At 48.6% G+C, this 12,059-nt stretch carries 11 protein-coding genes; 6 read left to right on the top strand and 5 right to left on the bottom strand.

Annotation, left to right across the window (positions count from 1 at the left end; genetic code table 11):
* Positions 1–13: 13 nt before the first annotated feature.
* The gene (locus BLS44_RS05700; protein WP_176954322.1) at positions 14–1,381 is read right to left on the bottom strand and encodes a hypothetical protein; all 1,368 of its coding nucleotides are present in this window, start codon (positions 1,379–1,381) and stop codon (positions 14–16) included.
* Positions 1,382–1,558: 177 nt separating this feature from the next.
* Here BLS44_RS05700 and BLS44_RS05695 point away from each other — a divergent pair, with 177 nt between their 5' ends.
* A complete protein-coding gene (locus BLS44_RS05695) occupies positions 1,559–2,773 on the top strand; it encodes an iron-containing alcohol dehydrogenase (RefSeq protein WP_090389064.1) in 1,215 nt (404 codons plus the stop codon).
* A gap of 60 nt (positions 2,774–2,833) precedes the next feature.
* Here the strand turns inward: BLS44_RS05695 and BLS44_RS05690 are convergent, their stop codons facing one another.
* Complete coding sequence (locus BLS44_RS05690; protein ID WP_090389063.1) at positions 2,834–3,061, bottom strand: hypothetical protein; 228 nt, start codon at positions 3,059–3,061, stop codon at positions 2,834–2,836.
* A gap of 481 nt (positions 3,062–3,542) precedes the next feature.
* Here BLS44_RS05690 and rny point away from each other — a divergent pair, with 481 nt between their 5' ends.
* The 5 genes from rny (at position 3,543) to rplS (ending at position 8,344) form a co-directional block, all read left to right on the top strand.
* On the top strand, positions 3,543–5,102 hold the full coding sequence (gene rny, locus BLS44_RS05685; protein ID WP_090389062.1) for a ribonuclease Y: 1,560 nt from the start codon (positions 3,543–3,545) through the stop codon (positions 5,100–5,102).
* Between the two features lie 169 nt (positions 5,103–5,271).
* Positions 5,272–5,880, top strand: coding sequence for an autotransporter domain-containing protein (locus BLS44_RS05680; RefSeq protein ID WP_143019668.1), 609 nt, complete (start codon positions 5,272–5,274; stop codon positions 5,878–5,880).
* Between the two features lie 59 nt (positions 5,881–5,939).
* The gene (locus tag BLS44_RS05675) at positions 5,940–6,542 is read left to right on the top strand and encodes an outer membrane beta-barrel protein (RefSeq protein WP_090389060.1); all 603 of its coding nucleotides are present in this window, start codon (positions 5,940–5,942) and stop codon (positions 6,540–6,542) included.
* A gap of 77 nt (positions 6,543–6,619) precedes the next feature.
* Positions 6,620–7,852, top strand: a complete 1,233-nt coding sequence (locus tag BLS44_RS05670) for a multidrug effflux MFS transporter (protein WP_090389059.1) — start codon at positions 6,620–6,622, stop codon at positions 7,850–7,852.
* A gap of 102 nt (positions 7,853–7,954) precedes the next feature.
* A complete protein-coding gene (rplS, locus tag BLS44_RS05665; protein WP_090389058.1) occupies positions 7,955–8,344 on the top strand; it encodes a 50S ribosomal protein L19 in 390 nt (129 codons plus the stop codon).
* A 332-nt stretch (positions 8,345–8,676) separates the two neighbouring features.
* Here rplS and BLS44_RS05660 read toward each other — a convergent pair whose 3' ends face one another.
* Genes BLS44_RS05660 through BLS44_RS05650 form a run of 3 tightly spaced genes read right to left on the bottom strand, consistent with a single transcriptional unit; the run spans position 8,677 to position 12,053 of the window.
* Positions 8,677–9,762 (bottom strand): DUF5007 domain-containing protein, encoded by a 1,086-nt coding sequence (locus BLS44_RS05660; RefSeq protein ID WP_143019667.1) that lies wholly within the window; start codon positions 9,760–9,762, stop codon positions 8,677–8,679.
* A gap of 34 nt (positions 9,763–9,796) precedes the next feature.
* Positions 9,797–10,516, bottom strand: coding sequence for a fasciclin domain-containing protein (locus BLS44_RS05655; RefSeq protein ID WP_090389056.1), 720 nt, complete (start codon positions 10,514–10,516; stop codon positions 9,797–9,799).
* 31 nt (positions 10,517–10,547) lie between these two features.
* Entirely contained in the window at positions 10,548–12,053 is a 1,506-nt protein-coding gene (locus tag BLS44_RS05650) for a RagB/SusD family nutrient uptake outer membrane protein (RefSeq protein ID WP_090389055.1), read from the bottom strand.
* Between the last annotated feature and the right edge of the window lie 6 nt (positions 12,054–12,059).

Raw genomic sequence — 12,059 nt, 5'->3', positions numbered from 1 at the left:
CCCTGCCTGATCTTTATAACCCTTTTAGCAGCTGCTCCATCCGGCTTTTAATTTCCGGCTCGGCACCCGCCTCCTGTTTGCTTGTACGGCAACGCCAGGTCTCATATCCTCCTGCCTCCAGCTCATGCGGAGGTGGCGCATAGCCGATATTCCCGTTTGCCAGGCAAATGGTAAAATAAGGGGTACCCCGGAAGCGTTCTTTCAGCCACAGCCCTGTTTCAGCAAAGAGCTCCCCGGGAAACGCACCGATCCGCCCCGCACCGATCCGGACTCCCTGGATATATACCGGGCAATGATCCGGCTCAGCAGCTAAAAGCAATTGCTCTCTTGCATAGATCCGTTGTACGGTTTCCCGATCCAGGGACCTGCGCCCTTCCAATACGCCCCCCTCCACCTGTTGCTGCGCCCGCATCAATGCCGCATGCCCGGGTTTACGCACCGGCAGCTCAAACACCGCGGCGCCTGCCGAAAGCGTTGCGGCAGCATCCCACTGTAATTGCGGCAAACAATCAACAATATGCGCTGCCAGCTCCCGGCCAATTAACCTGCTTTTTTCAAACGGTTCGCCGGGATAGCGGTGCGGATTTAAAAAATCCCAGATATTTATGTTACCGCTGGTGCCGTTTGACATAAGGGCCACAAAGTCGGCGCCCGCTCCCAGCCTTTCTTTTAGCGAACGGGCAAAATGCCCGAAATAATCGGCGGAGACCACTGTTTTTGAAAAATCACCTACATAATGCAGGGAATAGTTTGCCAGTACGGCCAGCCATGTTCCCTCCAGTGAACGGAGGGCCATAAAAGCCAGTTCCGGATCCGTTTCACCGGCCTGCTCCAGTATCTGGTCTTCATACCCGAAAGGATTGGTTACAACCCTGTCTGTACCCTTCCCAAACGGGTCAAAAGGCGTAAAGTCCTTTTTCATATGATACCGCCGGCAAACCATGTGTTCCGGCACCGGAACCGATCCATAGGCAACCATGCAGGGCGTCAGGCACTCAAAAGCCTTCGCAACTACCTGCACCAGGGCTTTGCCCAGGAGGGCACAATAGGCGGTATCCACTTCCGACAAAAAAATACCGTTAACCGACCCGCCGGAATGAATATGTGTGGCTGCGATCAGCTGGTGTTGCTGAGGGATGCCCGTTATTGCTTCTATCTGCTGTTTTACAGGGCCCAGGAACTCATAAGTAAGCGAGCAGGTATCCACCATCACCAACGCAAAGCGGATGGCACCCGATTGCAACACGATAGCCTTGGCGTAAAGCGGGTCCCCGACCGACTGCGCACGGTGCGAAAAAAAGTCTCCGTTTATAATGGAACCAACCGGCGGAGTGATCTCTGTTGTTGCCGTACCGGCTGACAGCATCTTTTCGTTCATCATTTAATCTTAAACAATAAGAAACGTTTTGCTATTTTTCTACGCAATCATAATACGATCCTGCAGCAACAGCTGCCTGCCGGCCACTTTTTATAATTTTATGCCAGGCATCACTATTGCTCAATAGCGACTAAGATAATCGAATTTAGGTGGTGATTCAAAAAAATTATTGCATCTTTTATGACGGCATCTTTTAACGAAATCCTGTTGAAATCCGCTTCCGGTACCAGCCTTATAAAACCTGTTCCTCCCACTGCTATGGGCTGGCAGGCCATTCAGCAATTGCCTGACCTGCTGCTGCAGGCGGGCGGCGGTCCTGTCCTGATCGTTGCCGATCCTGCGCTGGTATCGCTTCAGATCATTCGGCCGGTGCTGGACATCCTGGAACAGCAACAAACAATTTATACGATCTATAGTGATCTCCTTCCAGAGCCTACGGTGAAAACGGCGCAAAACGCGATCGATTTTGGGAGGAACGGCCATTTTAAACTGGTCATCGGTTTTGGAGGAGGCAGCGCCCTTGACATGGCCAAACTGGTGGCCGTATTTGCACACAATGCCGGTCCGGTAAGCAATTACCTTAACCTGGGCGGAACTCAAAAAATTGAAAAGCGCGGGTTGCCCAGGATCCTGATCCCTACCACCTCCGGAACGGGCGCCGAAGTAACCAATATTTCGGTACTGGCACTGGAACGCACCAAGGATGTGATCGTACATGATTACCTGCTGGCGGACGCTGCCATTGTAGACCCTGCTTTTACGCTCTCCGTTCCCCCCGGTGTTACGGCCGCTACCGGCGCGGATGCGCTTACCCACGCCATCGAAGCCTTTATTTCCGTAAATGCCAACCCCTATTCGGATGGACTGGCACTGCAAGCCATCCGCTTGATCAGCTCTTCGCTGCGTACTGCCGTAAAAACAGGTAGCAGCCGGGAGGCCCGCACGGCCATGGCCTATGGCAGCTATCTTGCCGGTATGGCATTCTTTAATGCGGGAGTGGGCGCCATACATGCGCTGGCTTACCCGCTGGGCGGCCAGTTTCACCTGGCCCATGGTGCATCCAATGCGGTGCTGATCCCCTACGTGCTGGGTTATATTGCGCCCTCCTGTGCAGAACGGCTCGCGGTCATTTACCAGGCACTGGGATCCCCCGCGGCGGATCTTGATATAAATGAAGCCGCAGGAAAATGCATTGAGGCCCTGGCTGCATTAACAAAAGACATCGGCATTCCGGAAACACTGGCGGGCTACAGAATCCCCCGGGCAGCTATTGGCGTACTGGCCGCAGACGGCTTTCTTCAGAAACGCCTGCTGGCCCGCTGTCCTATGGAACTTTCGGAACAACAGATCCGGGAGATCTATACCGATGCGTTTACAGGCACACACCGGTATTGACCGTCTCTCCCCGGCACACACTGGGATCTGCCAGGGCACCTGTGCCGCGGCCTTGTTCCATTATTCCTGCACCGGCACGCCGTCTATCAGCACTTCAAGGTCGCCGAACCAGGCTTTACCCGTCCCGATCATTTTACAGCCGAATGCGACCGACTGTACATTGCCGGAAACGGGAAGTTCGATAGCGTACTGTTTCCAGCCGGAATTACCCTTTACACTTTGATCGTCGCTGTTCTTATCTGCAATAATGGCATCAACGCCATTAAGCTGCATCCAGATGCTGGCCACACCATCGGCAAGGCCCTCGGTTTTTATAAATACGCCCCCCGGTGCCGGAAGCGGGCGTTTTGTTACAGGAAGCTACAGATCAATAAGAGCCTGTTTAAAATTCATTCAATGGCTTTATTATGGCTGTTTTGGGCTGCAACTGCGTTAAATTTTTCGCCATAGTGGCCTACTATGCCTGCAAAATTTTCCTTGTTTCGCTCCAAAATAGTTTCATAATAAATTCCATCAATAAAATTTAAACAGGCTCTTAATATATGCAATATATTTTAAACCGATGCAGCATACAGCCTTCAACCCGGCAGCATCATAAGCTCCTCATTCCGAAGGGTATAATTTAGTTCACCTAAAGATGTATTTTTTTGATGCCGCTTTTGTATCTTCGCCGCTATGCCTTTCCGGCTAAATAAAATGCCGGGCACGCATGAACGTTTAATAGAATTATAGAATCTTTTTCTGAAAAGAAAAATAAAAATGAAATTTAATGGATCCTTTAATAATTGTTTATATCCTGGGCGGCCTGGTAGTAGGTATTATCGCCGGTAAACTGATCTTTGCAAAAAACACACAGCAGAAAATTGAAGAAGCGGAGTTACATTCCAAAAACATCCTCAAAGAAGCAGAACTAAAAGCAGAAACCATCCGCAAGGAAAAAGAGCTGGAAGCCAAAGAACGTTTTGTTTCTTTAAAAGCCGCTCATGAAAAAGAAGTCAATGAGCGCAACCGGAAACTGTCAGAATCGGAGAACCGCATCAAGCAAAAAGAACAATCACTCAGCCAGAAAGAGACCAATGCTGAAAAGCAGATCAAGGAAAATGATGCTATTAAAGAGAACCTCAATCGCCAGATAGAGGTAGTTAATAAAAAACGGACGGAACTGGAAAAGCACCAGGAAGAGCATATCCGCCGGCTGGAAAAAATTGCCGGCCTGTCTGCCGAAGAAGCCAAAAGCCAGCTGGTGGAAAGCCTGAAGAACGAGGCCCAGACCCAGGCCATCGGCATCCAGCAGGAGATCATCGACGAAGCCAAACAAAAGGCCAATAAAGAAGCCCGCAAGATTATTATACAAACCATCCAGCGCACCGCGGCTGAGCAGGCTATTGAGAACTCGATCACCGTGTTCAACCTGGAAAGCGATGAGGTGAAAGGACAGATCATTGGCCGCGAAGGACGTAATATCCGGGCGCTGGAAGCTGCTACAGGAGTGGATCTTATTGTAGACGACACCCCCGAGGCCATCCTGCTCTCCTGCTTTGACCCGCTGCGCCGCGAAATTGCGCGGCTGAGCTTACAGCGCCTGGTTACCGACGGACGGATCCACCCGGCCCGTATCGAGGAGGTGGTTGAAAAAACCCGCAAGCAGATCGAAGAGCAGGTAATGGAGATCGGGGAACGAACCGTTATTGACCTGGGGATCCACGGATTGCATAAAGAACTGGTACGGATGGTAGGCCGTATGCGCTACCGTTCGTCCTACGGACAGAACCTGCTGATGCACAGCCGCGAAACGGCCAACCTTTGCGCCATCATGGCCTCTGAACTGGGACTGAACCCCAAACTGGCCAAACGCGCAGGCCTGCTGCACGATATTGGTAAAGTGCCGGATGAAGAATCAGAACTGAGCCACGCGCTGTTAGGTGCAAAGCTGGCAGAAAAATATGGTGAGAACCCCGCCGTGGTAAATGCTATAGCAGCACACCACGATGAAGCGGAAATGCAATATGTGATTGCGCCCATCGTACAGGCATGTGATGCCATCAGCGGTGCCCGCCCCGGCGCCCGCAGGGAGATCATGCAGCAATACCTGCAGCGGATCAAGGACCTGGAGAACCTGGCCACCAGCTATCCGGGCGTGGAAAAAGCCTATGCCATCCAGGCCGGCCGCGAGCTGCGTGTGATCGTAGAATCGGATAAGGTAAGCGACCAGGACAGTGATAAACTATCTTTTGAAATAGCCCAGAAGATCCAGACAGAAATGACCTTCCCGGGTCAGATCAAGGTAACCGTGATCCGCGAAAAAAGAGCGGTGAACGTGGCAAGATAGAACTGCTTTACAGCAATAAAACAATTAAAGTCTTTACAAAATGTAAAGACTTTTTTATTTACGTTTTATTCTGATAATCATTCGTTAAACCCGTTTTTACACAATTGTCCTTCCCTTATTTTTGAACCCTTATTGAAAATTGATTTTTAACCTTCAAAAAACTGAATTTATGAAGACAAAACTACTCATGGTGGCCTTGCTGACATGCGCCTATCTTTACTCGAACGCCCAGGTTGAAAAAGGGTCCACACTCATTGGCGGGGATGTTTCGTTTGCCAGCAAGAGTGATACAGCCAAAATGCGCGGAGGAATGGTCACTTTAAAAGCGGGCCGGGCTTTTTCAGAGAACGTGGTATGGGGCGTTTGGGGAGCCATTGGCCATACAACCACCCGGTCGCGTTACAACTCCTTCCAAACGAAAAGCGACACCTACGGCGGAGGTGTTTTTAACCGGTTGTACAAGCCGTTAGGAAAAGGCTTCAACCTTTACGGTGAAACCTCGCTGTCGTATATGCATATGGTATTCACATCGTCCGACGAAAACCTGAAACCGACAAGAGACCAGGTGTCGCTTGGGTTTTCCCCCGGTATTTCTTATAAAATCTTCGATTGGGCGCAGCTGGAATTAACCCTTCCTAATATCCTTTCTGTAAACTATACAAGCACCCGGACTGTTTTCGGTGGCACGAAACTCAAGGACAAGCATTTTAATGTAAACACCAGTTTAAGCGGAAGCACTGCCGACCTGCTGGGCCTGGGCTTTACCCTGCTTTTTTAGGAAAAACGTCCGTTATCCGGCTGCCCTTTTACTATATGTTCCACTTTTAAAAATCAATCATGAAAAAAGAAATATTCATAACTACGCTATTTGCTTTTTGTTGCCTCATCCACGCCCATGCCCAAACAGAAAAGGGGTCTACACTCATTGGGGGAAGCATCAACTTCAATAACAATCAATTAAACGGCACCGATCACATAAAATCAGGAACAGTCCAGTTGAAGATCGGGCATGCGTTTACGCCCAACATGCTGTGGGGGGTACAGGGAGGTTACCTGTTTGGTGATAAGGCCAACAATACAAGTCCGGGGCATTCCGGTTTTTCCGCTGGTGTGTTTAACCGGGTATACAAACCGCTGAGTAATGCTTTTCATCTTTTTGGGGAATCTGCAGCAGGCTATTCCCATTTAAGCAGCAGGATCAGTGCCGCCAGTGATAAAAGATCGATGTATGACGCGGTTAGTTTAGGCTTTACCCCCGGGCTGTCCTACAGTGTGCTGGACTGGGCCCGCATCGAACTGATGCTTCCCAATATCTTTTCGGTCAACTACACCCAAAACCATACAGGACCCGGTACAACAGAAAAGACCTTTGCAGCAAGAACCACTATTGGCCGCGATGCGCTTCATACGCTGGGACTGGGCTTCAGTGTGGTTTTTTAAACAGGAGAATACCTTCTTACCTTAATCTTTCATTTCCATAACTATTCTAACCTTAACCTTACCTTTGCTCCTGATTTATGAAGGAGCAAAGGTTTATCCGTTTATTAATATTAGGCCTGTTATCGGCTATTGGCCCCTTTTCCATCGATATGTACCTCCCGGGTTTCCCGGATATAGCAAAGGACCTGCATACAGATGTTAGTAAAGTGTCGCTTACCCTTTCCGGCTTTTTTGTAGGGATCTCTGCCGGGCAATTATTATATGGTCCGCTGTTAGATAAATATGGACGGAAAAAGCCCCTGTATATTGGTATGGCTGCTTATATCCTGGCCTCTTTCGGCTGTGTATTTGCCCGTTCCATCGAAATGCTGATCGGGTTACGCTTCCTGCAGGCCATCGGCGGCTGTGTGGGCATGGTGGCATCCCGGGCTATTGTACGGGATCTGTTCGACGTAAAGGAAAATGCCAAGATCTTTTCCCTGCTGATGCTGGTAGTAGGCGTATCTCCTATTATTGCCCCGACTGCCGGGGGCTACCTGGCTGCAGCCTTCGGCTGGCAATCCATCTTTATTGTGTTAGGCGCCATTGGCACTATCATTGTTGCCCTGGTGTTCTTCCTGCTGCCCGAGTCCAAAAAGCCGGACCCCGGGTATTCCCTGTATCCCCGGGCCATCCTTGGCAAATTCGGAACCGTTTTCAGGGAACGGCAATTCGTTACTTATGCCTTTGCCGGGTCCTTTACCGCAGCCGGCCTTTATGCCTATATTGCCGGGTCCCCGCATGTATTCATGGAGATCTTCGGGGTCAGTGAAAAAGTATATGGCTGGATCTTTACCATTGTAGCAGCGGGCCTGGTAACCGCCACACAGATCAATGCCCGTGTTTTGCGGAAACGTACCAGTGCGTATATCATTCCCCGCGCCGTCAGTTTCCAGGTCCTGGCCGGGGTCCTGCTTTTTGCAGGATTTGCCCTTAACTGGTGGGGATTGTACAGCAGCATCCTGCTTTGCTGCATTTTTCTTGCCTGCCAGGGTTTTACCTTTCCCAATGCCTCGGCCCTGGCCATTGCCCCTTTTCATGAAAACGCCGGCAGCGCTTCGGCCCTGCTGGGCTGCATCCAGATGGCGGTAGGTGCGCTCAGTACGGTGATGGTGAGCCTGTTTCATAATGAAACGGCTGTTCCTATGGGCGGGATCATGGCATTTTGTGCGTTTACGGCCCTCTGTATCCTGTTGTCCGGCAGCAGCAGCTTAAAAAGGAGAAAGGAACCTATTGAAAGCCAGACCGTTGATATGCTGAAGCGCTTATAATGAGGATAAATAACAATATCCTTTGTTTTTTTTGGAAAATATCGATTTCCTTGCTACCTTTGCATCCCGATAATAAAAAATCGGGACTAAAAATTTAGAGTTATGAGCAGCGCTATAGACTTTGTACACGAACAACTGACTCCCAAAAAGACATTCCCCGCTTTTAAAGCCGGTGACAACATCACTGTTAATTATAAGATCATCGAGGGAAACAAAGAACGGATCCAGTCTTTTAAAGGTGATGTAATTAAAAAACAAGGAAACGGCAGCACTGCTACTTTTACGGTACGGAAAATCTCTGACGGTATTGGTGTAGAAAGACTTTTCCCTTTTACCTCTCCCAACATCGACTCTATCGTGTTAAATAAAGTAGGCCAGGTACGCCGTGCAAAACTGTTCTACCAGAGAGAGCGTTTTGGTAAAAGCGCCCGTATCCGCGAAAAGCGTATGGCAGTGGCTACTGAAAAATCAAAGAAAGCAGCGGAAGCATAATCCGGCTGAAATAATATCTTTAAGATCCCGCTTTGGCGGGATTTTTTTGTTACCGGCAACAGTACCTGGCAAATATGCGGCACCTGCCGCGTCTGTATTGCCATACACCACCTCATCATTGCTATTTCCAACCGCCTACCGACCCATTCCTACATTCGGAAAATGTACTATTTCGGGGCTTGTCCTTAATCACAAACCTGCTCATTTACGGCAGGTTCCCGTTAACTACTACCAAAACAGGCCTTATCCTATACAACTACCAGGAAAATGAAAAAGCGGTTTGGCAACGGCAGAACCGCCACCAAACCGCTTTAAAATAAGCTGATATCTTATCAGCGATGTGTAGTATTCAAAAGCCGCACCACCAGTCTGTAAGAACCCGGAACAAAAATCCGCATGGGGATTCTTATCGCGTAGTCATATGCATTATCCGGATAAATACCTACATAGTGCGGGTCTGCTGTGCCTTTATAGAAATTGCCGGCCGCATTCGCGCTCCAGGTAGATGTATTATCGATCCGTACAAACCGTGCCGGCAGCCTGTAATACATATTATAGCCGTTACCCAGTGATTGAAGCGGGAAGGGCACCAGCGGGTATCTTAAGACCATTGCTGTATCCAATGCGGTAAACGTATCCGGGGCATAATCCTCCAGGTTTTGCAGGAACGGAGGATTCGGGTTCAAACCCGAATTAGGCCGCTTTGCGATCTCTCCCTTTGCCGGGCTAAAAACCACTCCATTCCGGTCCTCTACCCGTAACACAAATACATTGGGTGTATCCGCCGTCCGTGTTATCGAATACTGCACAAAAGGGTTATTATTTCCGTTGAATAAGGTTCCAGCTCCCGAAGCGGTTCCGGCTACAAGCAATGAGGCGCTGAAACTACCTGTTTGCGGTGTAATTTCAACCGGGTCTCCATCAACAAGCTTCAACTTGATGATCTTCTGAACCACCTCGCTTCCGGCTTCATTGGACACTTCCAGGTCGAGCGAATAAGTTCCCAGCGGAAGATACAGAGTGCCGGCATTGGATTCAATAGTACCGTTGGATTCGTTCACGGTAATGGGAGGAAGATCCACCGTTTTTTGTTTTGCTTTGATGGCCGCATAACTCTTGTCTACTAAAGGATCATACCTTTCTGTCCATATCTCCACCGGGTATGCCTTCTTAAAAACATCGTCTACAATTTCTCCGGCCTCATTATAAATGTGTAAAAGCTTTACCTTGATCGGAAGACTGGATCCATCAGTAACCAGGGAGTAAGACTTGCCTACCCTTCCACGGATAACCGTAAAATCACTGGCATACTGGACATAAGGACTCAGGAACCCTTTATCAACCTTCGTACATCCCGCAACGACCGCTATCAACAAAACCAGCAGCGCCTTAAGCGTAAATATCATTCTATTTTTCATTTTTAAATCAATTTAAACTGTTAAGCCAACTTGTTTATTGTGATATGTTACCACGCCAGTTTGAGAAAAACAATACATGTGACGCTTCCAGTTCATTCATGATCCCATTCTGCGTGCGCAATCCTGAAACCTTGCATAAAGACCTCACTCCTACAACGGATGGGATATCGCTTGCAGGATTCGAATCGCTAAGATCATATGGCTGGTACAGATAACTCAGGTAAACCACCCGGGGTATTGATGAAACAATGGGATTATACCCCAAATCACCGGAACGAACATATTCATACGATACGATTACTTTTTTTGCCGAAAGCCCCGTTTCATAAAACTGGCCGCTCGCTGTAAGATCCCCGTAATTTAAAGCAGGCTTAACAATGTAAAGCCGGAACGAATCTTTGGTATTGTTGATATTATTTTTCAGGTAGTAGATCAGCGAATCCAAACCGAACTTTTTAGTGTCCCCGTATACAGATTGCACATACAGTGTGCGGTCATTCAGATAGTTCATTACTGCATAGTCGGTGGGTGCAAAAAAAGTGGTATTGGAAGTATTCACCTCATTCTGCAGGCCGGCCGCCTCGATCAGCTGGACCAATGTATCATAGACTGCGTCTGTCTTTAATACATCAAACGTGGGCGTATTTTTATAGGCGTTGATATCTTCCTGTTCCCCGCCGATAATATGGTCCTTTGTGCAGGAAGCAACAAGGGTTGCTATTGCGATTAAGATATATAAACCTTTAGTTCTCATAAAATTTCTTTTAATTTTTTAATAAAACGGGTTACCGGTTCTTGGCCCACCACGGATTTTGGGTCAGCAGGTTATCCTGGGGAAATAAGGTTCCCATGTTCAGCGGCCAGTAATACCCTTTATTGTTATCATCCAGCCGTTCTCCTGCCGGGTAGCCTACATACTCCAGCCATCCCTGGGTTTTATTGGTCCGGATAAGGTCGTAAAACCAGGTTCCCTCCCCGGTAAGCTCGCGTGCCCGCTCCATGACCACTTCATCAACAATATCATATTGGGAAGAAAGCGCCTCATAGGAAGCAATGCCCGCCCGGTCTTCTGTCTTTGCAAGATTCGCTTTTGCACCGGACAGATCATTTTGAAATGCCAGCGCCTCCGCGTTCAGGAGGTAGATATCCGACAGCCGGAATAATACGAGGTTATTGTCCAGATAAGGATCCGATTTTGTATCGGGCGCAGCATACTGAAAGTTGCCATACTTTGTGAGCAAATAACCCGCGGGGTCCCCGTTGCCCGCATTTACCTTTGTAAATACCCGGGACAGGCGCAGATCACTGCCGTCATAGAACTGGTCTACAAACCCGTTATTGGGAGATACCCAGCAATTATTGGACCTTCCGTCCACCAGGGAACCTTTCAGGAAAGTAGCAAAAAAATCATAGTCCGTCTCGCTGGTGCTGTTCTGGGTCGCTTTCATCGACAGTTCCCAGATATTCTCATTGGAGGCTTCGCCTTTCCATATATTTTTATAGCTCTCAATGGGCTCCAGTTCATATCCTCCCTTGTCGATAATTTCCTGGCATGCCAGGTGCGCATTATTATAATCATGCTTCCAGGCATACATATGCGCCATTAAGGCCAGTATCGCTCCCTTACCGGCTCTCGTAACCTTGCTCCGATCATTGCTGAACGAAAGATATCCCGAAGCCGTTTTAAGATCCGCCAGACAACTATCGATCACTGCTCCTTCCGCAGTTCTGGCCACCGGCGGAATTTTACCATAATCCACATCATCATATACCTTGGTCACATAAACAGGATCGCCCCATACACGGATCATATAAAAATAAACGAATGCCCTCATGAACAGCGCTTCCGCCATATAACCATTGCGCACCTGCTCACTGGGGAAGGTTCCGGCCGGCATAGCGGGCACATTTTTCAGTATGATATTCGCCTGCGCTATAATACGGTAAAAACGGCTCCAGTCCTGTAACTCAGGAAGATAGGGCACATAAGAAAAATTATAGGCCGGGTTATTGGAAGCCTTCAATGTAGCATAGTTCCACTGGTTGGAAGCCGGCACATAAAAACCGGAAACCAGGTCTCCGTTGATAAAGAATGAGCGACTGGCCCTGAAGCTGCTTCTGAGCTGGATATACATGCTGTTGCTGGCCTGCTCCACCGAGGTTTTCGAAGTCCAGAATTTTTCGCCATACGTTGAGGTGATCGGAGTCTGGTAAATATACTTTTTACAGCTACCGCCCAACACCAGTATTCCGCAAAGCAGCAGCAAATATTTTATTGAATTATTTTTCATGATACT

This window comes from Niabella drilacis (assembly GCF_900101395.1).
GTDB lineage: Bacteria > Bacteroidota > Bacteroidia > Chitinophagales > Chitinophagaceae > Niabella > Niabella drilacis.
The sequence above is the reverse complement of the archived record's forward strand: the minus strand, read 5'-3'. Positions and strand labels throughout refer to the sequence as shown.